Origin of the sequence: Enterococcus sp. E5-37, assembly GCF_035726925.1 — a bacterium.
GTDB classification, from domain to species: domain Bacteria; phylum Bacillota; class Bacilli; order Lactobacillales; family Enterococcaceae; genus Enterococcus_B; species Enterococcus_B faecium.
This window is the reverse complement of sequence record NZ_JAPMLG010000002.1, coordinates 138,968-162,730: the sequence shown is the minus strand read 5'-3', so window position 1 is coordinate 162,730 and position 23,763 is coordinate 138,968. Positions and strand designations below refer to the sequence as shown.

The following is a 23,763-nucleotide window of genomic DNA, read 5'->3' as shown; positions in this document are numbered from 1 at the left end:
TCTATAAAAATTTTTTAGAAGGAGTTGTGTTAGATAAGTGATAAAATCATTTCCTTTTGTGCAGCAACAAGATGAAAAAGATTGTGGTGTTGCTTGCCTTTCGATGATTTTAAAATATTTTAAAACTGATATCCCGATTCATAAATTACGGGACCTATCTGGGACTGATTTAGAGGGTACTTCAGCATTTGGATTGAAAAAGACATTTGAAAAATTGTCTTTTGATTGTATGGCTATTCAAGCAGATAGTGAGATCTGGAAAGAAAGAGATCTTATCTTACCATTAATTGCACATATATTGGTTGATAACAGCTATATGCACTACGTTGTAATTTATAAAACGAAGGGAAACGTACTATGGATTGCAGATCCCGCTAATGGAAAAAATAGAAAAACGATTGAAGCGTTTCAAAAAGAATGGACAGGTATTCTTTTATTACCTATGCCTAGAGAAACTTATATTCCTATTAAAGAAAAAGTAGCTGGATTAAGTTCTTTTTTGCCTATAATTTGGAAACAAAAAGGATTAGTATTCCACATCGTTTTAGCATCGATTTTCATTACGTTTTTTGGCATAGGAAGCTCATATTATTTTCAAGGTATTCTTGATTTTTTCATCCCTAATCAAGCACGTTCAACTTTAAATATAATTTCCATTGGCTTGATCGCTGTCTATTTATTTCGGGTATTGTTTGAATATAGTCGTAGTTATCTTCTTATTATTTTAGGACAGCGAATGAGTATGGCAATTATGCTTCAGTATTTCAAACATGTGTTAACTTTACCAATGAATTTTTTTGCTACGAGAAAATCAGGGGAAATTATTTCTCGTTTTCTTGATGCCAGTAAGATTATTGATGCTTTAGCAAGTGCTACGTTATCAATATTTTTAGATATTGGTATGGTGTTGCTTGTTGGGGTTACGTTAGCTATTCAGAATAGTACGTTGTTTTTAATCACTCTATGCTCTTTGCCTTTTTATGTAGTTGCAATATTCGCTTTCGTGAAAAGCTATGAAAAATCGAACAGGGAAGAAATGGCAGCCGGTGCAGCTGTAAATTCTAGTATCATAGAAAGTCTTAAAGGAATAGAAACAATTAAAGCATATAGCGGTGAAGAGAAAGTATATAACCGTATAGACCATGAATTTGTTAAATTAATGAAAAAATCATTTCGTACGGTTACGCTTGATAATATTCAACAAGGAATTAAACATTTGATTCAATTAATTAGCAGTGCATTAATTTTATGGCTAGGTTCTTATTTTGTTATGGATAATAGAATTAGTCTAGGTCAACTTATCACATACAATGCTTTACTAGTATTTTTCACAGATCCTTTACAAAACATTATTAATTTACAAGTGAAAATGCAAACGGCTCAAGTTGCAAATAATCGTTTAAATGAAATTTTCGCGATTGATTCAGAAAAATCGAACCAGTCTTTTGAATATATGCTTTCTGAACAATTATTTCAACAAGATATCACTGTAAAAAACGTTTCATTCTCGTATAGCATGAAGGCCCCAACGTTGAACGAAATTTCATGTACAATTCCTTCGCACAGTAAAACGGCTATAGTTGGAGTTAGTGGTTCTGGAAAATCAACTCTTGCAAAGTTATTTGTTCGTTTTTATGAAGCATCAGAAGGATCGATCCATTATGGAAACATTAATCACTTAGACATTCCTTTTCAGATATTACGCGATCGAGTGACATATTTGCCTCAAGAGTCATTTTTCTTTAGTAGAACAATCATTGAGAATCTTATATTCGGTTTAGATAGCCCACCAAGTTTCGAACAAATAATAGAAGTTTGTGAGATAGTCCAACTAAATGAATATATTAATCAACAGCCATTACGTTACGAGACATTGTTGGAAGAAGGTGGAAATAATCTTTCAGGAGGGCAACGACAACGATTAGCCATAGCACGGGCTTTATTAAAAAATCCGGACATATTAATTTTAGATGAAGCAACTAGTGGATTAGATACCTTGTTAGAACATGCAATTATGAATTATCTCCTCAATTTAAAAGAACAAACGATTATTTTTATTGCGCATCATTTACCAATAGCAAAAGCATGTGATCAAATTTTAGTTCTCCATGAAGGGCATTTGGTAGAAAAAGGAACGCACGATGAACTTCGTTTTGCCGATGGTATCTATCAAAAATTATGGGAAATCTAGGAGAGGGAAACAATTTATGCAGAATAATAATTGGTTCGAACATTCTAGTATCTATACTAAACAACATCATAGCTTCTACCGTTGGGTGTTATACCCTCTAATTCTTTTTTTATGTATTATTGGATTGTTTTTAACCTTTGCTAAAAAAGAGGTTGTTATTCGGACAACGGCTCAATTGAACCCCGAAAAAATAGAGAAGTTACAAGTGCCATTAGAAGCTAAAATAATGGAAAACTTCCTAAAAGAAAATCAATTTGTTCATAAGGACGATGTGTTGGTTAGATTGGATTGTTCTTTAATAGAGAATGAAAAGGCTCAGATAGAACAAGAAAACCAACGTATTACTCAACAAATAAAGATGGCTCAGCTATTTATTGAAAGTATAAGTAAAGGAGAAAATTTGTTTTCAACGGATGACAGTTTTGGCTACAGTAATCAATTAAAGAGCATGTTGTCAGAAAAAGAATCACTCCGCTACGCTTTGAAGCAAAGTGAATTAAATGATCAAAAGCAATTAGAAGTATACGAAAAGACAAAAAGACAACTAGAAAAACAAATTGAGAGTTCAGATAGTAAATTACAAGAATGGCAACAAGTACAGGTAGCTTGGAGTAATAATCAATCATTAAAAGATTTTTCAAAAGAAATGATGGCAAACTATGAGAATTGGCAAGAACAACTAAATAATGTTTCTGATGATCAAAAAAATCAAGTGAAACTGACAATTTCAGCAAGCATAAATGAACAAATTGAGCAACTAAAAAAAGAAGTAGAACAGTATCAGTCAGAAAAAGCTAAATTAGTTAAACCAACTACTTCTGAGAATGACAGAATTAGTCAAACGGAAAAAGGAAAGCAAGAGCTAGAACAAGCAATAACAACTGTAAAACAAACAGTTACAGAGCTAAATGAAAAACAAGAGAAGAACCAGTCAGTTATCAAAAGTTTGGACGATCAACTTTCAAAAGGAATACTAAAAGCTCCTGTATCTGGAACGGTTCATTTAAATGAAGAAACAAAGGGACAAGCAGAACTAGCCAAAGGAACAGTGCTTGCAGAAATTTATCCGATCCACGAAAAATCAAAAATGAAATTTACAGCACTTTTACCTGCGAATGAAAGTACCTATATTAAAGAAGGGATGAAGGTTCATTTTAAATTGGATCAAAAAGGTGGGGCTCCGATTACGATCGACGGAACTTTAGATGAAATTTCAGAAAATTCTACTGCCACTGAGAAAGGTGTTTTTTATGCAGTGAAAGGAACGTTAAAAACAACTCAATCGTTTCCGTTTCGTTATGGATTAACTGGAGAGTTGTCTTTAATTGTAGGAGAAAAAACATATTGGCAACAAATTGTCGATGTGTTTCTAAATAAAAAATAATTATTTTTACTAAGAATATAGGAGGAGTTTATATGAATAAAAGAAGATGGATTGCTGTGGGAGTAGCGTGCGGATTATTGTTACTATCCATTATCGTCGCGCTAATTCCAGGAAAAGATAAAGAGGAAGCATCAAATACAACCCTAACAGGAATAAATAAGATTTTTTACGGATCTAACGAAATCACAGAAGAAACGTTAGAAGAAGGCGCATCAAATAAAAAGATTGTCAAACTATCCGTCAATGGAGTTATTGCAGATACAGGTGAAAGCAATCTTTTTAGTAGGGAACAATATAACCATCAGAATTTTTTAACACAGCTAAAGAAAATTCAAGAAGACAAAGCGGTTAAGGGAGTGTTATTAGAAGTAAATTCACCTGGGGGAGGAATATATGAAAGTGCTGAGATTGCTAAAGAAATGGCAAAAATTAAAAAGCTAGATATTCCTATCTATACTGCATTTAAAAATACAGCGGCAAGTGGAGGTTACTACATTTCTGCTGGATCAGATAAAATATTTGCTACGGAAGAAACAACAACTGGATCAATTGGTGTCATTATTTCTGGTTTAAATTATTCTGGCTTATTAGAAAAACTTGGCGTAACTGATGCGACGTATAAAAGTGGTGCATTAAAAGATATGATGTCACCTCAACACAAACCTTCAGAGGAAGAGAATAAAGTTATACAGGAATTTGTGATGAGTGCTTATGATCGTTTTGTCAATGTTGTAGCAAAAGGAAGAAATATGGATACTAATGCAGTGAAAGAACTTGCGGATGGAAGAATTTATGATGGTAACCAAGCAGTAGAAAATGGGTTGGTGGATCAAATTGGTTATTCTGAAGATGCATTAGATTCCCTAAAAAAAGAGAAGAAATTAACTGATGCGACGGTTATAGAATATAAAAATGACACAACTGGCTTTGCTTCTTCTTGGTTAGGTAATAAGATTGCTGAATGGCAAGGGCTAAAGGCAACTACATCAGATCGTGTAATTTCAGTTTTTGAAAAACTTGGATTTTCTGATACTCCAAAACCAATGTATTACTATGGAGGGCTATAAAATGAATAAGAAGAGTGGCATTGAAACTTTGCCTAATTATGTATTTGCGGGATTTTGGTTACGATTTTTTGCTTTTCTTATTGATTTAATTTGTATTAGCATCATCACCCATGCTACTATAGGTCTCTTTTACAAAATCATGGGACTGGAATCTGACAAATCCATCATTACTTTTTATGGTATAGCGTCATTAGCTATTTATTTAACCTATTTTGTACTTTTGACTAAGCTGAATTCAGGACAAACAATTGGGAAAATGATTTTTGGGATAAGAGTAGTGAGCTTTGAGGAAAAAGAGCTAAGTTGGCAAACTATCTTTATTCGTGAGTGTATATGTAGGTTTATATTAAAAAATTTTGTATTTCAAATTGGGTATTTGGTGGCTGCTTTCACGCCCAAGAAACAACATATTGGGGATTATTTTTCTAACACGTCAGTGGTTATTATTCGTTCATTAGAAGCTATTAACTATGGTCAAAAAATTTCTAATTCTAAAACACCTAATCTGGAGGGAATTAAATGAATAAGAGAAAAACAGAGTTTATTTTGATTTTAATTAGTGGAATAACAGGGATTTTATGTAGTCTTTTAGCATTGATGGGTGGTATGTTTCTATCTTCTATTGATTCAACTACTTTAAATACTACAGAACTAACCAGTAAGGATATAGATATGTTAGTCAATCTAAGCGGGAATGTTGTTTTATTTGGAGGAATTGCCCTAGTTTTTTCGATAATGATTTTCATAATAGGTTTTTTAGTAAGAAAAAATCAAAAAATAGTGGTCTATGGTATTAGTTTACTCATTTTATCTATTATTCCATTTTTTCTTTTAACATTATTGTGGGTAATTCCTGGAGTTTTAGGTATTATTGCGGGATTGATGCTTCTAATAAGAAAGTCTTAATTAGGCAATGTGTAGACAACGTGAAACGAATTAATCAATTAAAAGCTAAATACGTTTTGAGAAATGATAACTTGTAGTCGATGGAAGACATGTAGATAAAAAAACTACGTGTCTTTTATTTATTCTAATTTTTTCGAAAAAAAGACACTCTCTGATTGTTGTATTAATGGAAAAGGGGAAAGCAGCAAGTAAATTTAGTTTTTCTATTAAATATTCTCCACTTTTTAACCTTTTATAGTACTTAGATTTAATCCTATATGTTTAGAGAGTTCATTGGTAGCATGATTTTGCAAAGCTTCTCGAATTATTGTTATATTAGAAACTTTACTGTTCATAATTATGCTTCTTTTTTAACTCAAAGTCCAAAAGGCTACAGTGGACTTTGAGTTAAAAATAAAGAGCCCTAGTTATTTTGAAAAATAAAAAAAGAACAGCGTAAATGTTTTCGAAATGCTTTCGCACCAACATTTACCTGTTCCGTGGGTTTGGCACCCAATGGGCCGTGAGGGGCTCGAACCCGCGACCCGCTGATTAAGAGTCAGCTGCTCTACCAACTGAGCTAACGGCCCGTACAAAAAGTACTTAATAATAGTAGCACTAAGAATTTTAAAATGCAAGACTACATTTAAAGAAAATCAGAAAAATCTTTACTTCCTTATAGGAAATCATTCATAGATTATTCACATTTGCTCGCTATTATATAAGCATACCAACAAACAAAGTTCTTGCAAGAGAACAAACCCTAACACTTTTTTCATTTTTTACTCCTTTCCCGCCGTCTCCCCGGCGGGTCTCCTGTTCTTAACGATAAAAGACAAGAAGGCTTAGCCTTCTTGTTTTTTGTTTTCATTAAATCCCGCTAATTAAATCACCTAGTTAAAACAACTAGATTGAATGTTTATCATAAGTCTGATATCATGTTTATGAAATGAAAAAAGGAGCGGTTATGATGGAAAAAATGCGTCAGCAATTAATGGAGTGGGGGAAGGAACTGGAAACATTCCGTCTGCCTCACTGGGAAGAACTCCCTGACTTAGAACTTTATATGGACCAAGTCAGAACGTTAGTTGATCGTTATCTTTCACCTGTGATACAAGGAGAAAAGCATCCATTGCTTACCTCTTCTATGGTAAACAATTACGTTAAACTAGGTTTGATACCAGCACCAGTTAAAAAAAGATATAACAAAGAACACGTAGCATTTTTACTTGCAATCACTACGTTGAAACAAGTATTGACTATTCCTGAAATCAAAGAAGGGATATTGTTCCAAGGAAAAACAGTAGGAATTCGTGAAGCCTATAATCTATTTTGCGATGAACAAGAAGCAGCTGTGTGGATGGTCAGCCAATTAGCACAAGGTAAATCTCATCCGCAAAAATTCGACCAGGCAACCCCTGTAGAATATATTGCTGTAAGAGCGGCAACTTTATCGTTTGCAATGAAACTTCTTGCGGAAAAAACGATTGTTCTAGAAACCGAATATTTAAAAGAGGAGAAAACAAATGAAAAACAATAAAATCGCAATTTTAGTAGATTCAGGTACGGATGTGCCAGAAGAATTGATAAAAAAATACGAGATGTATATGATCCCATTGAAAATTATTTATAAAGATCAGGTATATACAGATAAAATTGACATTACCCCTGAAGAGATCTATCAACGTTTGCCAGAGGAAATCCCTGGTACATCTTTGCCGGATGGTGAGTCGATCACAGAAATCTTTGAGCAAATCAAAAAAGACGGTTATGAAAAGGTACTTGCGGTAACAATTTCCAGTGGATTGAGCGGGACATATAATGTGGTTCGTTTAATTGCACAACAGCAAGAAGAATTGGAAGCATATGTACTAGATACGAAAAATATTGGTATTGGTGCAGGTTTTTCTGCGATCCAAGCAGCAAAATGGCTGGAAGAAGGAGTAGAATGGGATCAACTGATCAGTAATCTGAATGAGTTAGTCGAAAGAACAAAAGTTTTCTTTAATGTTGCGACATTGGAATATCTTCAAAAAGGTGGACGGATCGGTTTAGTTGCTTCTATTGTAGGAACCGCTTTAAAACTTAACCCAATCATCTCATGTAATGAAGAAGGGATTTATTACACAGTAGGAAAAGCTAGGGGACGTAAAAAAAGTTTGGATAAAACGGTTGCTTACGTCAAAGAAAAAATCGGTAATGCAAAGGTCTTCAACTTAGCTGTTGCCCATGGGGATGCGAAAGAAGAAGCAATTGAAATGGAAGCGAGACTTAAAAGAGAGTTCCCACAAGCAAACCAAATCTACTTTGGCCAGATTTCTCCGGCATTAGTAGTCCACACTGGTCCGGGATTATTGGGTGTCGGTATACAAGTTTTAGAAGGATAAATCAAAAAAGGAAACACTGAGGTGAAAATCAGTGTTTTCCTTTTTTATTGAAGTTAGAACAAAAAATAATAAAGTATTTTGCACTTTCATTTTAATTTTCTCTTTTGTTTTATAGGCAAAGATGAAACAAAAGCAGAAATACGGTATAATGAGAAGGTATGACAATAATATATAAGAGGTGGCTCTTTATGAAAAAAGTTTTAGTTGTCGATGATGAGAAGCCGATTTCGGATATCGTCAAATTCAATTTAGCCAAAGAAGGCTATGATGTTTATACTGCATATGATGGGGAAGAAGCCTTGGAAAAAATTGCTGAGGTAGAACCTGATTTGATTTTACTTGATTTGATGCTACCTAAAATGGACGGCTTAGAAGTTGCTCGTGAGGTACGCAAAACTTATGATATGCCGATCATTATGGTAACAGCCAAAGATTCTGAAATTGATAAAGTCCTAGGCTTAGAGTTAGGCGCCGATGATTACGTGACCAAGCCATTTTCCAACCGAGAATTAGTTGCACGTGTCAAAGCAAATCTTCGTCGCGGTGCCACGGCTGCGAAGGAACCAGAAGAGGCAGCACCTGCGGAATTGACGATTGGTGATTTGACGATCCATCCAGAAGCTTACATGGTGACGAAACGAGGAGAAACAATCGAGTTAACACATCGTGAATTCGAACTACTCTTTTACTTGGCGAAGCACCTTGGACAAGTGATGACAAGAGAACATTTATTACAAACGGTTTGGGGTTATGATTATTTTGGAGATGTACGAACAGTGGATGTAACTGTACGTCGTTTGCGTGAAAAGATCGAAGATAATCCAAGCCATCCAAATTATTTAGTGACACGTCGTGGTGTCGGTTACTATTTGCGTAACCCAGAACAGGAGTAATTGGATGAAAAGAAAAGTCCGCTTTTTTCGATCAGTCAATTTTAAGATCGCTATTACCTTTATTCTGATTTTATTGATCTCGATCGAAATTATTGGTGCCTACTTTATACGTGGTTTAGAACGTTCCACGATCAATACATTTATTAAAGATATGAATCAAACGGTGGAATCATTAGCAACAACAATCAGCCCGGAATTGAATCGAAAAGATAATGTAGATGATGAAGAGGTAAATGCGAATATCAAAAGATTTATTGAAAACAGTGCGACTAGCGATATCATCGAAATACGGGTCGTTGACGAAAAAGGGATCATCCGAGGAACAACCGACGTCAATGAACAAAGCGCTGTGGGAAAGAAAAATGATTATGTTGATATCAATGATTTCACGACTAAACGTTATGTTGCTTTAGATAACGACGATAAGCGGGTGAATATCAATGTTCAACCGATCCTGTCCCCGACCGGCGATGCCGTTATCGGGGCTCTTTACGTCAAAAGTAATATCGAACAAAAATATTCGGAAATCAATAACACAGCAGTCATTTTCTTTACTGCCTCACTAATTGCGGCATTTATTTCAATGATCGTATCTGTTTTAGTTGCTCGTTCGATTACACAGCCGATCGGTGAAATGAGAGAACAAGCCATTCGAATCGCTAGAGGAGACTACAGTCGGAAAGTCAAAGTGCATGGACAAGATGAACTTGGACAGCTGGCTGATACCTTCAATCAGTTAGCTGAACGTATTGAAGAAGCTCAAGATACAATGGAAGCTGAACGCAATCGTTTGGATAGCGTGCTATCCCATATGACAGACGGCGTCATTGCGACAGATCGCAGGGGTAAAGTCATTACGATCAATGATATGGCTGTTTCCTTGCTAGATATCAAAAACGAGGAAGCAATCGGACAATCGATTTTGACACTTTTAGATATCGAAGAAGAATATACGTTGCGGAAATTATTAGAAGATCCAAACGAAATGGTACTTGACCGTTCAACCAGTACATTGGAAAGTGATCAGATGATCTTGCGAGTAGACTTTTCTATGATCCGTCGCGAATCAGGTTTTATCAGCGGATTAGTAGCTGTCTTGCATGATGTGACAGAACAAGAAAAAACAGAACGGGAACGTCGTGAATTCGTCTCTAATGTTTCCCATGAACTTCGTACACCGTTGACAAGTATGCGTAGTTATATCGAAGCATTGAGCGAAGGTGCGTGGAAAGACGAGGAAGTAGCACCAAATTTTTTGAAGGTAACGCTAGATGAAACAGACCGAATGATTCGAATGATCAATGACCTCTTAAATCTATCTCGCATGGATACAGGTAATACCCAGCTTCAATTAGAATATGTCAATTTCAACGAGTTAGTGAATTTTGTTCTTGACCGGTTTGATATGATGGTGGGAAATCAGGAAAAAAATTATAAGATCCGTCGTGAATTTACGCAAAGAGATCTTTGGGTCGAAGTAGATACAGATAAAATCATCCAAGTAGTCGATAATATCATGAATAACGCGATCAAGTATTCACCAGATGGGGGAACGATTACTTGTCGCTTATTAGAAACGCATAATAACGTGATTTTAAGTATCACCGATCAAGGATTGGGGATTCCTAAAAAAGATCTGAACCGAGTGTTCGAGCGGTTCTATCGAGTAGATAAAGCACGTGCAAGAGCACAAGGTGGGACAGGACTTGGATTAGCTATTTCTAGAGAAGTGATTAAGGCGCATCGAGGCGCTATTTGGGCAGAGAGCAAGGAAGGAAAAGGGTCGACTTTTTATATCTCGCTGCCATATGAACCTTATGAGGAGGAATGGTGGGAATGAGAATCTCTGAAAAAGTCGTTCGTATAGGACTCATTTTGATGGTTGCGTTAAGCATATACTTCTCTTATGCAATCTGGCTGAGCCCAGCAGGAAAAAGTTCAATCAACGTAGATGAGACAAACACTCAAATGATCGAGTCTCAAAGCAATCGAAAAACTTCCGAAGTCTTTCTTCCGCTTCATGTTACATGGCACCATTCGGGAACGATCCAAGAAACCAACAGTGAAAATCTCGTGTACCGATTGCAATTGATCATCGATAAAGCAAGATTTGGAAAGCTTTCTGAAGTAGTTTCAGGAGACAAATCACAGTTTGAACAGGTGAAAAATCTGAACTCTGGTTTTGAGTTGGCCTATAATGCGCCTTTTTTGCTAAGAGAATACAAGGAAGCATTTGATTTAGATTTAGATGTGTCGAACTTGGCAAAAGAAAGCGAAAATATGTATTTTACTAGAATACAATTCGATCAAGGAAATAAAAAAATCCGATTTTTGAATTATTCGAACCATCTCGTATATGAAGCGAATATTTCGTTGAATTGGACAGATATCAATAAAGAATTAACAGCAAAAGACACAAAATGGACAGAAATGACAACAGAACCATCGACGATCGACACGCAATATGCTACGAAACATTCGATCAAACTGAAAAAGTATAGTTATATCCTGTCACAGCAACCCTATACACTTTTTAGAAATGCTTTTTTCCAGAAACCAGATAGCGTGAAGAATAATGATGAAAGCAATGAGTTGATTTTTTACGGTGGGAATGAAACAATGTCTATCCATTCGGAAACGCAAGTAGTTGATTTTCGTGGAGAGCTGCCAGAGAAAAAAGAAAATGCTAGTGTATTTTCTGAAAGTTTCCCCTATATTAGCAAATTAGGCAGTTCTTTAGGGAACCTCAGATATTTTGACCGCAGTGACAATACGATCGATTATCGGATATTCGTGGAAGGCTTCCCGGTTTTTGGGACAGACAGCAGAGGACAGATTGGTGTGGAAGTTGGCGGTGAAACGAATGGTTCTGTGCAAGTGAATATCCAAACCAGTTTGAATACGATTCAAGTGCCGATACCTTCAGACGAAGAAGTAGAACTTGCAAGTACGAATGAAATCATCCAGCAGTTAAAAGCTAAGGGAGCAGATAGCAACAAGATTGGTTCAGTGATCGTTGGCTATACATGGCAAAATGTCAAAGAAACGAATCGTGTCGTTGATCTCTTACCTGAATGGTATGTGAAATATAAAGATAACTGGTATTCAGCTAACGACCTTCTGGAAAAATTACCTGGATTGGAGGCGAATTAATTGGATTTCAAAAAAATCGAATGGATATTTTTCGTCGCTTTTTTAGGGTTGAATGTGTTTTTATTCAGCAGTTATCATGACGCGGTATACCAAGAAAACAATGTCATTCGCTCTAATCAGACTGAATCAATCCAACAACGTCTGGCTAGCGACGATATTACTTACACGGGGAAGATTTCGTCTGAGAACAAGCAAGGCTATTATCTTAGCGCGGAGCAGACCAATCTTAGCACTTCATTAGCGAATTATCGCAAGGCTGGTAAAAGCGGCTTGCTGGCAAGTGGTGTGTTTTTAGACGGTGATGTTTTGACGAAATCTTTATCCAGTTCAGATGCTGAAAAGAACGTGATCGATCCAGATAAAATTAGTAGTTCCTTGGAAGATTTTTTATCTAACAAAGACAATATTTTATTCGGTAATGATTATGTGTACACGAAAAACTTTTCTCATTTAGAAGAAGAACCACTAGAAATCCAAGCAAGCCAAGAGTATGAAGGCATCCCATTCAATGATGATACAGCAAAAATCGTTCTTTCTTTAGAAAAAAACGATAATGATTATAGCATCACGAAATACATGCAGACGCATTTATCTGATATCGAGCAGCTGCGCGAAAAGACGGAACTGTATACGGAAGAGGAAGCAATCAATACATTGTACATCAATAACAAAATACCAAGAGGATCAAAAATTTTATGGCGTCAACTAGCTTATTCCTGTATTCTGAAAGTCCGGGAAAAAAATGTGTATGTTCCTGTTTGGCATGTAGCGATCGAAACAAGCGATAAAGTGGTCCAAATCGAGAGCGTCAACGCTTTCAGCAATACGATCGTGACAAACAATACTGTACCAAAAGTGGAAGATCAATAAAAAAGCGAGTATAATGAAAAAAGTTTACAAAGTAAGAAGGGAAGTAGGAGTCAAATGGCTGAAGAAAAACCAGCTTTTAAAATCAGTATCCTAGCAAGTGGAAGTTCGGGTAATTCACTTTATATCGAAAGTGAAAAAAAACGGCTTTTGGTCGATGCAGGACTTAGCGGTAAAAAAATCACTTCCTTGATGGCTCAAATTGATCGGACACCGGACCAATTAGATGGAATACTTGTGACGCATGAACATCGAGATCATATACATGGCGTGGGTGTCTTGGCTCGTAAGTATCATTTGGATGTTTTTGCCAATCAGCAGACTTGGGAAGCGATGGAACCACTGATTGGAAATGTACCAGTGGAACAAAAACATCTATTTGAGATGGGGAAAGTCAGAACATTCGGCGATATCGATATTGAGAGTTTCGGCGTCTCCCATGACGCAGCGGCTCCGCAATTTTATCGTTTCCATAAAGAAAATCGGTCATTCGTCATGTTGACGGACACCGGATATTGCAGTGATTATATGCGAGGTGTCATTGAAAATGCCGATGGTTATTTGATGGAAAGTAATCATGATCTTGAGATGTTACGCATGGGACCTTATCCGTGGAATTTAAAACAGCGTATTTTAGGAGATAGAGGACATCTTTCCAACGAAGACGGTGCACTTGTCATGACTGATGTGATCGGTAATCGGACCAAACGAATCTATCTTGGCCATCTTAGCAAGGAAAACAATATGAAAGAACTTGCTCATTTAACAATGGAAAATGTTTTGAAAGAAAAAGATTTTGGCGTTGGACATGATTTTGAAATCTATGATACAGATCCAGATGAAGCAACTGAGCTATTTTCGATTTAAACAGTTCAATCAATAAAAATATAAAAAGCAGAAGATAAAATCAATCAGGGTTGGTTTTATCTTCTATTTTTATTTTTTTAGCATATTAAAAAAAAACCGTATTATCGACTGACTACACTGATGTGCTGCTTTTCATGTTTCTCATCCAGTATCTCATCTACTAATGCAATCGCGTAATCTGCCATGCTGATCGTACTGTCGCCAGCAGCGTTTCTTTGTAAATAATCATCACTTAACAAATAAGTACCTGTACGTTTGCCATGTGGATCAAATAAAGAAGCTGGACTGATATAAGTCCAATGTAGATTTTTAGATTGTTTCAATTTTAACAATCCTTCGTACATATTGAAAGCTGTTGGATAGAAGGGTGCATTTTTAGGTACTTGGTCAATCATACGAGTCGTCTTTTCTGTATCTAAGAATAACGAAGAGGCACCCCCAACGACAATTAAGCGTGTATCGGTTCCTTCAAGCATCTCAATCAAATGGGACAAAGAAGTTTGATGCATTTCTTCTTTTCCTTTGGGAGCGTTGAAAGCATCAACGACAACATCAAAAGATGCAAGATCAGTAGTTGTCAACTCAAATAAATCCTTTTGTATAAACGGAACATCTGATGGCAATTTTTCTGGATGACGCACGATTGCCGTCACGTCTAAATCTCTGGACAATGCTTCGTCTAAAATAAATGAACCTGCATGACCAGTAGCTCCAATGAGTGCAATTTTCATAAAAAACCTCCTTTTTTATTCCTGTCCATTGTAAGCAGTTGCTGAATATTCGTCAAAGAATCCGATTTTTGAAAAGCTCAGTGCGCATTCCTTTCATGGTTCGTGATCATTGGGTATAGTTAAATTAAGAAAACTGATTGATAAAAATAGAAGTTGAAGGAGATAAGAAATGAAAGAGTGGTTAGATCGTGCCTTTTTACCAATGATAACATCTGTTGTGAATCTTAGACCCTTAACTGCTTTGCGTAATGGAATGACTTACACGATCCCAATAATTATTGTTGGCTCGCTGTTTTTCTTATTTGCTCATTTTCCTGTGGATTACATCGCTCAGTGGATAGACAAAGCAGGATTTTCTATGTATTTTACACAAGTATACCAGGCTACATTTGATGTGATAGCCTTTTGGATCGTTTTTGCCATTGCATACGCTTATGCAAAAGAAGAAGATATCGATCGCTTACCAGTCGGCATAACAGCCTTATCTGCTTATCTACTGCTTATTCAGCCACTAAATACTCAGATAGATACTGTCTGGACAGGTTCTGAAGGGATACTAGGAGCAGTTACAACTGGGCTCATCATCGGATGGGGCTATGCACGTTTAGTAAGACTTGCGAAAGGGTGGAAGCAAAGAGAGAAGATACCTGAAAATGTTTGGCAGTCTTTTACTTCATTGATTCCAATCATTGTTATAGTCACTTTTACGCTTATCGGTTCAGCGGTTTTTCAACAGTTGTTCAGAATGACTGTTGTTCAAGGAATATGGACATATGTCCAGCTTCCCATTCAATCGTCGATAGACACGTTGTTTGGTGTGCTTTTATTAGGTTTTTTTGTTCCGTTTTTATGGTTATTTGGTCTTCATGGATCTGCGATGGTCAATGGGTTGGTTAGTCCCATCTTGCAAGCGAATTCATTAGCAAATGCAGAAATCTTAGCCTCAGGACAAGAGTTGACGGTGGCAAATGGCGGACATATCGTTACTCAGCAATTTCTCGATCAGTTCATGACGGTTACGGGTGCTGGGTTGACGTTAGGGGCTGTATTTTTTATGACGGTTTTTGCGAAATCGAAGAAATACAGAGAATTAGGAAATATTGCTCTTTTACCAGCCTTTTTCAACATCAATGAATCGATTATTTTTTCCACACCGATCGTGATGAACCCGATGATGGCTGTTCCTTTTATTTTCGCACCGGTCGTTTCAGGATTGATTACCTATTCCGCTTTATATTTTGGATTCGTTCCTTTATTTACAGCAGTCCAAGTCCCTTGGACAACACCGCCGATCCTCTCGGGTTTCTTAGTAGGCGGAGTGCCTGCAGCGATTTTACAAGGTATCGTGTTGTCAATTAATTTTTTCATTTATTTCCCATTTTTGAAAAAAATAGATTCTGCAAACTGCAAAAAGGAAAGACAGACAAAAAATGATGGAGCAGCAGAAAAGATGAACGACTAAAAAACAAAAATACTCCTGTCGCTTTAGATTGGGAAAATCACCAATCTAGGATGACAGGAGTATTTATAGTCATGTTTATACTAGCCCTTTTTGGACAGCTAATTGAACAAGAACAACTAATGTGTTCATTCCTACGTGTGTGATCATCGATGTCCAGATCCGACCAGTTGCTTTGTACTCTAGGCTGAAGAAGAAACCTAGGAAAAAGTAGATTAGCAGATGACCATCATTATGAGCAAACGCAAACAGCAAAGAGCTGATCACTGCTCCGACCCAAAAATTTGAATATCGACTGATGATCCCCAGTATACTGCGGCGGAATACGAACTCTTCCATGATGGGTCCAGCAACAGTTGTCGCCAAAATAAAAGCGGGTGCTTCCATGATCATCTGGATGATATTTTGTGTATTCTCGGAAGGGGTTGCTTCGCCAAACAATACAGATTCTAACATGACAGCGATGCTTTGCAGAATCAATGCGACAAAGATTCCAACCAATCCATAAATAACAATCTTTGGAGCAGAAGCTTTTTTTACCGCTGATTCGATCGCTAAGGGTTCACGTTGCTTAAAATAAAAAATAGCTAGGACAACGGCGCCTAGTATATACATGACTGCAGTTGCTGTGATCAATTCAGACGTAGATTTTACAAGTCCTATCGAAGCTAGGATCAAGGGTGAGATAAAAATTAAACCATAGCAAAAAATGCTGAGGAAGCTATATTTTTTTAAAGACATGTAATTCCTCCTTTTAAGGGATAACAAGCATGCAAGGCAAGCTTATATCGATTGATTTCAATTATATCATAATTTCAATAAGCAGCTGTCAGAATAAAATTTCTTTTCTTTGATTTAAAAGCTTGCAAAAAAGAGGGAGAATGAGTATTATTAAAAATGTAGGTTAGCACTCGAAGGTTAAGAGTGCTAACAGATTAAAAAAAGAGTTATCGGAGGGATTTATCGTGTTAAAACCATTAGGTGATCGCGTCATTATCGAAGTCGCAAAAGAAGAAGAAAAAACTGTCGGAGGAATCGTTTTAGCTTCTGCTGCTAAAGAGAAACCCCAAACTGGGACAGTTGTTGCAGTCGGTGAAGGCCGTTTGTTAGAAAACGGTGAAAAAGTTCCTGCCGCTGTAAAAGCAGGCGACCAAGTTATGTTCGAAAAATACGCCGGTACAGAAGTAAAATACGAAGGAAAAGAATATCTGATCGTCGCAGGAAAAGATATCATGGCGATTGTTGAGTAAATTTTGAAGATAAAAAAATAATCAAAAATAATCAATGAGGTGAATCAATCATGGCAAAAGAATTGAAATTTGCAGAAGACGCACGCGCAGCTATGTTACGCGGGGTAGATAAATTAGCAGATACAGTGAAAGTAACATTAGGACCTAAAGGCCGAAATGTCGTACTAGAAAAATCTTACGGCTCTCCATTGATCACAAATGATGGTGTGACGATCGCAAAAGAAATCGAATTAGAAGATCATTTTGAAAACATGGGTGCAAAACTTGTATCAGAAGTAGCATCAAAAACAAATGATATTGCAGGAGACGGTACAACGACAGCAACTGTTCTGACACAAGCAATCGTTCGCGAAGGTTTAAAAAACGTAACTGCAGGTGCTAATCCTCTAGGCATTCGTCGCGGGATCGAATTGGCAACAAAAGCAGCAGTCGAAGAATTGCATAATATCTCAACTGTTGTTGATTCAAAAGAAGCCATTGCACAAGTAGCAGCTGTTTCTTCGGGTTCTGATAAAGTTGGACATTTGATTGCTGATGCAATGGAAAAAGTTGGAAACGACGGTGTCATCACAATCGAAGAATCAAAAGGGATCGAAACAGAACTAGATGTTGTAGAAGGTATGCAGTTTGATCGTGGTTACTTATCACAATATATGGTAACAGATAACGACAAAATGGAAGCTGTTCTAGAAAATCCATATATCTTGATCACAGACAAAAAAATCTCTAACATCCAAGATATTCTGCCATTGTTAGAACAAATCTTGCAACAATCACGTCCATTGTTAATTATTGCTGACGATGTAGATGGTGAAGCATTGCCAACTCTTGTATTGAACAAAATCCGTGGAACATTCAACGTAGTAGCTGTAAAAGCTCCTGGTTTCGGCGATCGTCGTAAAGCAATGCTTGAAGATATCGCTATTTTGACAGGTGGTACAGTAATTACTGACGATCTAGGTTTAGAATTGAAAGATGCAACAATCGAAAACTTAGGAAATGCTTCTAAAGTTGTTGTAGATAAAGACAATACAACGATCGTAGAAGGTTCTGGAGAAAAAGAAGCAATCGAAGCTCGTGTGCAATTGATCAAAAACCAAATTGCTGAAACAACTTCTGATTTTGACCGCGAAAAATTACAAGAACGCTTAGCTAAATTAGCAGGTGGTGTAGCTGTTGTTAAAGTTGGTGCAGCTACTGAAACAGAATTGAAAGAATTAAAATTACGCATTGAAGATGCATTGAATGCTACACGTGCCGCAGTAGAAGAAGGAATGGTCTCAGGTGGTGGTACAGCTCTAGTGAACGTTATCAGCAAAGTTTCTGCTGTAGAAGCAGAAGGAGACGTGGCAACAGGTATCAAGATCGTTGTTCGTGCTTTAGAAGAACCAATTCGTCAAATCGCTGAAAACGCTGGTTATGAAGGATCAGTGATTGTTGATAAATTGAAGAACGTGGAACTAGGCACTGGTTTCAATGCTGCTACTGGAGAATGGGTAAACATGGTTGAAGCAGGTATCGTAGACCCAACTAAAGTAACACGTTCTGCCTTGCAAAATGCCGCTTCCGTTTCTGCCTTGTTATTAACGACAGAAGCAGTCGTTGCAGATAAACCAGAACCAGCAGCGCCAGCAGCTCCTGCAATGGATCCATCAATGATGGGCGGTATGATGTAAGAAAAGCAACTTGCTTATCTAGCGTAGCCCATTATTTGAGAAAGATAGATAAAAAGTAGAAAAGGAAGCGAAATACTTCCTTTTCTACTTTTTTTGTATACTTATTCATAATAATCGTTATTTAAATGGTATCATTTGCTTTTGCGAGTAGTTGGAAACTATACTATTTATAAAGGATTATGCATGTTTTTTGAATTCGCATAGTTATTTATTTTATCTGCTAAAAACAGATAGCCAGATAGGAATAACTATGCTATATTTATAATATCATTATAATGTATGCGTATTCAAAACGAAGCTTCGGTAACAATAAAAACAGGAGGAGAAAAAATGAATGGATTAATGAGTTGGATGGAGAAGTATATTTTGCCAGTTGCAACGAAAATCGGGTCGGAGAAACACTTGGTTGCATTGAGGGATGCTTTTATTGGTACGATGCCAGCTACGATGGCAGGAGCAATTGCTGTTTTACTGAACGCATTTATGCGGGATTTTCCGAATACGTATCTAGGTGAAGGGAATGCAATCACGACATTTTTTACCCCAGTCATTGGCGTAAATGGATTGATCTGGAATGGTACTTTAGCTATTATGGCAGTGGTCTTTGCCTTATCACTAGGAGCGAATCTAGCGAAAGCCTATGAGGTCGATCCTGTCTCAGGAAGTATTGTTTCTCTGGTTGCTTTTATTATTGGCTTACCCGATGCAGCAACAGCGGTGTTGACATTGCCCGAGAAGCTTTCGCAAGACGCAGCAGATTTGATTACTTCTGCAGGTGGTGTGATTGCTGGAACGCCAGATGGAGGACAAACGTTATCAGTAGGCGCATGGGGCTATTTTAATTTTGGTAAATATATGGGTGGGTCTGGTTTATTCACTGCTATGATCTTTGGATTTATTTCTGTCATTATTTTTGCGATTCTGATCAAGAAAAAGATCATCATACGGATGCCGGATTCTGTGCCACCTGCTGTAGCAAGAGCTTTTGCGGCGATTATTCCTGCATTAGTTTCTTTATACGTCGTTGGTGTGATTAATTATATCTTTAGACAAACAGCTGGCGAGCCGCTGATTGACTGGATTTCTGAAGCCATCCAATCTCCTTTGATGAACTTGTCACAAGGTTATGGAGCGGTCTTTATCATTGTTCTTCTTGTGCATGTTCTTTGGTTTTTTGGTCTTCACGGCACAAATATTATGTCACCTGTTTTGCAGACCTTATATGGTACCGCGATGGTCGAAAACACGAATGCCTTTCAAAATAATGAGCCCATCCCTTTCAAATGGGTGGCAGGTTCTTTTGAAGCTTTTGTCTGGCCGGGAGGAGCTGGAGTCACGCTGGTGTTGATAGTTATGATTTTATTTTTATCTAAACGGGCAGATTATAAAACGGTAGGAAAGTTGGGGATTGCACCAGGAATCTTCAATATCAATGAACCAGTGATGTTTGGTCTTCCTGTTGTGTTGAATCCGCTGTTGATGATTCCGTTCATCTTGGCACCTCTTGCGACTGCAACGATCGCCTATTTTGCCACGATGGCTGGGCTTGTTCGTCCGGTTGTAGTAAATGTGATCTGGGTCATGCCAACGATCATCAGTGGATTTTTAGCTACTGCGGGAGATTGGCGAGCCATCGTTTTAACAATCGTTAATTTAATAGTAGCTGCTTTGATCTGGGCGCCATTTATTTTAGCAGCAAACCGCTTAGATCCAAATTTAGGTGAACCAGAGGAATAGAACGTTTCTATTGCAAAACAAACTCCTTGCTATGAGACGCGTTTCATACACTATACTCAAAGTATCAAAAGGAGGGCTTGCAATGAATACTTATGTAGAGATAACAGATGGCACAACGAACAATTATTTTTATGCGTTTGTCGAGTTCAAGGGATCCGTATTAACGTTGTACAGTTTTCAAGGGTTGAATAGGAATATAGTAAAAGAAATACCAATGAATGAAATCGAAACTTTGACAAAAGATATATATTGGGGCGGGCAGCGGATCAGTTTTTCGCATGAAGGAAAAATGTATCAGTTTTTTGAATGCGGTCCAGCTGTGGTAGACTATTTACAAGAAAATCTTTTTGTATAGGTGGCGAAGCAGCAGTGGCAAACATTCGAGATATCGCAAAGCTCACAGGTTATTCAGTTTCTACTATTTCACGTGTAATCAATGGACATCCATATGTAGATGAGGAAAAAAGGAAAGAAATACTTGCGGTCATGAAAGAAGTCGATTATATCCCTAATGCAAATGCCAGACAGTTAAGTTATGGAAAAACGAAAAGCATTGGAGTGATTCTGCCTTATACCAATCATCCGTATTTTGATCAGTTGATCAGTGGGATCATTGAAGCAGCGTTTGATTATGATTACAAAGTGACACTTTTACCGACGGGCTATCAGAAAGAAAAAGAGCGAAGGTATCTTGAAGAATTTGCAGCTAAAGCTTTCGATGGATTGATCATTACGTCTCGTGCCAATACACTAGATGATTTATTGGCATATCAAAAATATGGACCTCTAGTTTTTTGTGAAGAAATCAAGGGAAAGCAGGCAAGTTGTGTCTTTATTGATCGAGAACAATCAATTACAGAAGGCCTTACTTATTTGAAGCAGCAAGGTATAAAGCAATTGGGCATCACGTTGGGGCGAAGTGGCAGGCTAAGTTATAACTCAAAAATCACTTTGCAGCTATGTCATCAACTTTTTCCATCTTTTGATGAATCACTTGTTTTTTGGGATTGTATAGATGCAGAGAAAGGAAAACAAGCAGGCTTCTTTTTTAAAGAGCTTGGAGTTGATGGTGTCTTTACAAATTCGGATATGGTTGTAGCAGGCATCTTGCAAAGCTATCTGCAAGATAAGACACCAGTGGTGATTGGACGCGATAATTTGCTGATCAGCGAGCTTCTTGGTTTCCCAACCATCGACCACCATCTGGAAGCTTGCGGAGAAATGGCATTTCAATTGTTTCTTACAGAAAAAAAGGATAAAGTGAAAATACCTTATACGTTTATTCAACGATGAATATATTTAAAGTAGGATGAAAAAACTTGTGAAAGAATGGAGCAGACACCAAAAGTTAGCATAAAAATCTAACTTGGGTGTCTGCTGTTTTGTTATTAGGTCATTTTACGTGTACTTTTTTGTTGGATCATGTAAAAGATTACGCCTTTTTTGGATAATTTCATTTAAAGCTTTTGCTGCACCATGACCACTTCGCTCGTCATAATATGCAGTGAACCGTTCATCGGCTTCGTACATCATTCCTAGTCCTTTATGCGCTTTTGGCTGATATTCAGGCCAGCTGTAAGATAACCACTTCTTATGAGCTTGGAAGATACGGTCTGCTAAGCTTTCATCTTCTGGTTCTTTTAAGTAAAGAGTGAGATCAAATAACATCTGCTTTTCAACAGTTTGCATTTCTTCATACGTTTCTTTATCCATATTCATCCATTTTTCATTGGATGCTGTAACCTTTTTTTCCGTATTTTTGTCGAATCTCTTGTCCATAGGATTCTTCATTTTCTTTCAACTTTTGTTGTTTAAACCCTTCAAATTTTTCTTTGTCACTCATTTTTCTTCCTCCTTCGTACATATCAAGTGTCTGTTGGACAGTTGTCAAGAGGGTATCGATTTGTGCCCGTTTTTCCAGCAACATTTGCTGATGCTTGATTAAAGCTTTCTGGTGGTCAAAAGATGGATTGTCTAAGACCTCTTGGATATCATCCAACTTGAATGCCATTGTTCGATAAAATAAGATGTGTTGCAGACGATCGACTTCTTTTTTGCCATAAATCCGATAACCTGAAGAATTGATCCTAGCTGGTTTTAGCAGTCCAATCTCATCATAAAAGCGCAAGGTTCTCGGACTGACTCCTGATATCTCTGACATTTTCTTTATTGTGTACTCCATTATTTTTCCTCCTGACAAATGTAAGCATAATCCTTTACGTAACGAGAAGGTCAAGAAAAAATTGTATTTTTTTCTCATGAAATTATGTTATACTATTAAGTGATAAAAGGTAAATCCTTTTGTCTTTAAAGGTTCAATTGTAACCGATTCCTTAATGCTAGGAAAGATGGTAACATAACTTAGGTTGGATCTAAATCGACTATATAGAAAAGAGGAATGAGATGAAGCTAATCGAAACACCTGTGAATAGTAATTTAAATATTAAGACATTTTATCCTAAAGTAGTGGAATTCTTTTTTGGGAATACGGCTATTAATTATTACAAATTATTTTCGTTAGATCGAACACAACTGCTATTGGTAGACACATATGATAAAAAGCAAGTCGTGATGATCAATACGAAGAAAAAAATCACAAGGCAAGAAATCGACTATGCGATTCATCACGTTTTAAAAATGACACGAGAAGATGTCAAAGTCCATGTAGGAGTGAAACAGGAGCTAGAACGTGCCGGAATACAATTCAAACGTCCAAATAAAGATATTGTAGTGATAGAACAAAAAAATACGAAGGATTCTATTTAATAACGACTAATAATCATCTTTATGGTAACCTGCTCCATATCTAATGTATACAATAAAAAACAAGGCGAGACTGATTGATGTCTCGCCATTTTTGTTTCCATTCTATTGACAGCTGCTTTCTTACTTTGTATCTTTTTAAAAACGTGTGATATTTTTTCCGCGAGTTTTTTCAACGCAAGGTATATCTTGTCATAATTCGCCTTTCCAAAAAAATTCAATACATAATAAGTTATATCCGTTTCTTTGGGGATAAGAAGCAAAAAAGGAAAGCTGTATTATTTGCTTCAAAAACTTTTGCCATTGATTATGTTGTAGAGACATTTGGTTATATTCGTTCAATCATCGGTATCTTAACGGCTACGATTGTAGTAGGAAAAGCTACTTATTTTATCAAGTAAGAAAAATAGAAAACGCTAATTTCTTCGTGTCTCGGATACATTGAATAAAATA

Annotated in this window: 21 protein-coding genes, 1 tRNA gene and 1 pseudogene; 19 read left to right on the top strand and 4 right to left on the bottom strand. The window is 36.9% G+C overall.

Going from position 1 to position 23,763, the window contains the following annotated elements:
* The first annotated feature begins 37 nt into the window (after window positions 1–37).
* Genes OS138_RS02340 through OS138_RS02320 form a run of 5 tightly spaced genes read left to right on the top strand, consistent with a single transcriptional unit; the run spans window position 38 to window position 5,548 of the window.
* Entirely contained in the window at window positions 38–2,191 is a 2,154-nt protein-coding gene (locus OS138_RS02340; RefSeq protein WP_325069640.1) for a peptide cleavage/export ABC transporter, read from the top strand.
* Window positions 2,160–3,575, top strand: a complete 1,416-nt coding sequence (locus OS138_RS02335; protein ID WP_325069671.1) for an HlyD family secretion protein — start codon at window positions 2,160–2,162, stop codon at window positions 3,573–3,575. The genes OS138_RS02340 and OS138_RS02335 overlap by 32 nt, the downstream gene beginning before the upstream one ends.
* A gap of 32 nt (window positions 3,576–3,607) precedes the next feature.
* On the top strand, window positions 3,608–4,642 hold the full coding sequence (gene sppA / locus OS138_RS02330) for a signal peptide peptidase SppA (protein ID WP_002294607.1): 1,035 nt from the start codon (window positions 3,608–3,610) through the stop codon (window positions 4,640–4,642).
* A gap of 1 nt (window position 4,643) precedes the next feature.
* A complete protein-coding gene (locus tag OS138_RS02325) occupies window positions 4,644–5,165 on the top strand; it encodes an RDD family protein (protein ID WP_010728085.1) in 522 nt (173 codons plus the stop codon).
* The gene (locus OS138_RS02320; RefSeq protein WP_087626419.1) at window positions 5,162–5,548 is read left to right on the top strand and encodes a DUF4064 domain-containing protein; all 387 of its coding nucleotides are present in this window, start codon (window positions 5,162–5,164) and stop codon (window positions 5,546–5,548) included. The genes OS138_RS02325 and OS138_RS02320 overlap by 4 nt, the downstream gene beginning before the upstream one ends.
* A 496-nt stretch (window positions 5,549–6,044) precedes the next feature.
* On the opposite strand, the gene OS138_RS02315 is transcribed toward OS138_RS02320, so the two are convergent.
* A tRNA-Lys gene (locus tag OS138_RS02315) sits at window positions 6,045–6,117 on the bottom strand.
* A 380-nt stretch (window positions 6,118–6,497) separates the two neighbouring features.
* Here OS138_RS02315 and OS138_RS02310 point away from each other — a divergent pair.
* The 7 genes from OS138_RS02310 (at window position 6,498) to OS138_RS02280 (ending at window position 13,694) form a co-directional block, all read left to right on the top strand.
* A complete protein-coding gene (locus OS138_RS02310; RefSeq protein WP_002322652.1) occupies window positions 6,498–7,067 on the top strand; it encodes a DUF1836 domain-containing protein in 570 nt (189 codons plus the stop codon).
* Window positions 7,054–7,914, top strand: coding sequence for a DegV family protein (locus OS138_RS02305; RefSeq protein WP_002299785.1), 861 nt, complete (start codon window positions 7,054–7,056; stop codon window positions 7,912–7,914). The genes OS138_RS02310 and OS138_RS02305 overlap by 14 nt, the downstream gene beginning before the upstream one ends.
* A gap of 188 nt (window positions 7,915–8,102) precedes the next feature.
* Window positions 8,103–8,807 (top strand): response regulator YycF, encoded by a 705-nt coding sequence (gene yycF / locus OS138_RS02300; protein WP_325069638.1) that lies wholly within the window; start codon window positions 8,103–8,105, stop codon window positions 8,805–8,807.
* Between the two features lie 4 nt (window positions 8,808–8,811).
* On the top strand, window positions 8,812–10,647 hold the full coding sequence (gene walK / locus OS138_RS02295) for a cell wall metabolism sensor histidine kinase WalK (RefSeq protein WP_002325379.1): 1,836 nt from the start codon (window positions 8,812–8,814) through the stop codon (window positions 10,645–10,647).
* Window positions 10,644–11,960, top strand: a complete 1,317-nt coding sequence (locus OS138_RS02290; protein WP_002318504.1) for a YycH family regulatory protein — start codon at window positions 10,644–10,646, stop codon at window positions 11,958–11,960. The genes walK and OS138_RS02290 overlap by 4 nt, the downstream gene beginning before the upstream one ends.
* Window positions 11,961–12,830 (top strand): two-component system regulatory protein YycI, encoded by an 870-nt coding sequence (locus tag OS138_RS02285; protein ID WP_002288853.1) that lies wholly within the window; start codon window positions 11,961–11,963, stop codon window positions 12,828–12,830.
* A 54-nt stretch (window positions 12,831–12,884) separates the two neighbouring features.
* Entirely contained in the window at window positions 12,885–13,694 is an 810-nt protein-coding gene (locus OS138_RS02280) for an MBL fold metallo-hydrolase (RefSeq protein WP_002288854.1), read from the top strand.
* Window positions 13,695–13,795: 101 nt separating this feature from the next.
* On the opposite strand, the gene OS138_RS02275 is transcribed toward OS138_RS02280, so the two are convergent.
* Complete coding sequence (locus OS138_RS02275; RefSeq protein WP_002288856.1) at window positions 13,796–14,425, bottom strand: NAD(P)-dependent oxidoreductase; 630 nt, start codon at window positions 14,423–14,425, stop codon at window positions 13,796–13,798.
* 169 nt (window positions 14,426–14,594) lie between these two features.
* Between OS138_RS02275 and OS138_RS02270 the strand changes: the two genes are divergently transcribed.
* Window positions 14,595–15,887: a PTS sugar transporter subunit IIC gene (locus OS138_RS02270; protein WP_325069635.1), complete on the top strand. Its 1,293-nt coding sequence runs from the start codon at window positions 14,595–14,597 to the stop codon at window positions 15,885–15,887.
* Between the two features lie 75 nt (window positions 15,888–15,962).
* Here the strand turns inward: OS138_RS02270 and OS138_RS02265 are convergent, their stop codons facing one another.
* On the bottom strand, window positions 15,963–16,625 hold the full coding sequence (locus OS138_RS02265; protein WP_002299792.1) for a CPBP family intramembrane glutamic endopeptidase: 663 nt from the start codon (window positions 16,623–16,625) through the stop codon (window positions 15,963–15,965).
* Between the two features lie 224 nt (window positions 16,626–16,849).
* Here OS138_RS02265 and groES point away from each other — a divergent pair, with 224 nt between their 5' ends.
* The 5 genes from groES (at window position 16,850) to OS138_RS02240 (ending at window position 21,840) form a co-directional block, all read left to right on the top strand.
* Window positions 16,850–17,134: a co-chaperone GroES gene (gene groES, locus OS138_RS02260; protein ID WP_002288862.1), complete on the top strand. Its 285-nt coding sequence runs from the start codon at window positions 16,850–16,852 to the stop codon at window positions 17,132–17,134.
* Window positions 17,135–17,184: 50 nt separating this feature from the next.
* Complete coding sequence (gene groL / locus OS138_RS02255) at window positions 17,185–18,810, top strand: chaperonin GroEL (protein WP_002290607.1); 1,626 nt, start codon at window positions 17,185–17,187, stop codon at window positions 18,808–18,810.
* A 330-nt stretch (window positions 18,811–19,140) separates the two neighbouring features.
* A complete protein-coding gene (locus tag OS138_RS02250) occupies window positions 19,141–20,547 on the top strand; it encodes a PTS sugar transporter subunit IIC (protein ID WP_002310042.1) in 1,407 nt (468 codons plus the stop codon).
* Between the two features lie 82 nt (window positions 20,548–20,629).
* Entirely contained in the window at window positions 20,630–20,902 is a 273-nt protein-coding gene (locus tag OS138_RS02245) for a hypothetical protein (RefSeq protein ID WP_002297679.1), read from the top strand.
* Between the two features lie 14 nt (window positions 20,903–20,916).
* Window positions 20,917–21,840, top strand: a complete 924-nt coding sequence (locus tag OS138_RS02240) for a LacI family DNA-binding transcriptional regulator (protein ID WP_325069634.1) — start codon at window positions 20,917–20,919, stop codon at window positions 21,838–21,840.
* A gap of 105 nt (window positions 21,841–21,945) precedes the next feature.
* Here OS138_RS02240 and OS138_RS02235 read toward each other — a convergent pair.
* Window positions 21,946–22,729 (bottom strand): annotated as a pseudogene (locus tag OS138_RS02235) (MerR family transcriptional regulator).
* Between the two features lie 221 nt (window positions 22,730–22,950).
* Here OS138_RS02235 and OS138_RS02230 point away from each other — a divergent pair.
* Window positions 22,951–23,313, top strand: coding sequence for a DUF1827 family protein (locus tag OS138_RS02230; RefSeq protein WP_002287305.1), 363 nt, complete (start codon window positions 22,951–22,953; stop codon window positions 23,311–23,313).
* Window positions 23,314–23,763: the final 450 nt, after the last annotated feature.

Coding starts and splice junctions, on each gene's coding strand:
- OS138_RS02310 (WP_002322652.1), top strand. CDS start 6,498: ATGGAAAAAATGCGTCAGCAATTAATGGAGTGGGGGAAGGAACTGGAA.
- OS138_RS02335 (WP_325069671.1), top strand. CDS start 2,160: ATGGTATCTATCAAAAATTATGGGAAATCTAGGAGAGGGAAACAATTT.
- yycF (WP_325069638.1), top strand. CDS start 8,103: ATGAAAAAAGTTTTAGTTGTCGATGATGAGAAGCCGATTTCGGATATC.
- OS138_RS02270 (WP_325069635.1), top strand. CDS start 14,595: ATGAAAGAGTGGTTAGATCGTGCCTTTTTACCAATGATAACATCTGTT.
- groL (WP_002290607.1), top strand. CDS start 17,185: ATGGCAAAAGAATTGAAATTTGCAGAAGACGCACGCGCAGCTATGTTA.
- OS138_RS02265 (WP_002299792.1), bottom strand. CDS start 16,625: ATGTCTTTAAAAAAATATAGCTTCCTCAGCATTTTTTGCTATGGTTTA.
- OS138_RS02280 (WP_002288854.1), top strand. CDS start 12,885: ATGGCTGAAGAAAAACCAGCTTTTAAAATCAGTATCCTAGCAAGTGGA.
- walK (WP_002325379.1), top strand. CDS start 8,812: ATGAAAAGAAAAGTCCGCTTTTTTCGATCAGTCAATTTTAAGATCGCT.
- OS138_RS02305 (WP_002299785.1), top strand. CDS start 7,054: ATGAAAAACAATAAAATCGCAATTTTAGTAGATTCAGGTACGGATGTG.
- sppA (WP_002294607.1), top strand. CDS start 3,608: ATGAATAAAAGAAGATGGATTGCTGTGGGAGTAGCGTGCGGATTATTG.
- OS138_RS02325 (WP_010728085.1), top strand. CDS start 4,644: ATGAATAAGAAGAGTGGCATTGAAACTTTGCCTAATTATGTATTTGCG.
- OS138_RS02245 (WP_002297679.1), top strand. CDS start 20,630: ATGAATACTTATGTAGAGATAACAGATGGCACAACGAACAATTATTTT.
- OS138_RS02230 (WP_002287305.1), top strand. CDS start 22,951: ATGAAGCTAATCGAAACACCTGTGAATAGTAATTTAAATATTAAGACA.
- OS138_RS02290 (WP_002318504.1), top strand. CDS start 10,644: ATGAGAATCTCTGAAAAAGTCGTTCGTATAGGACTCATTTTGATGGTT.
- OS138_RS02250 (WP_002310042.1), top strand. CDS start 19,141: ATGAATGGATTAATGAGTTGGATGGAGAAGTATATTTTGCCAGTTGCA.
- OS138_RS02275 (WP_002288856.1), bottom strand. CDS start 14,425: ATGAAAATTGCACTCATTGGAGCTACTGGTCATGCAGGTTCATTTATT.
- OS138_RS02320 (WP_087626419.1), top strand. CDS start 5,162: ATGAATAAGAGAAAAACAGAGTTTATTTTGATTTTAATTAGTGGAATA.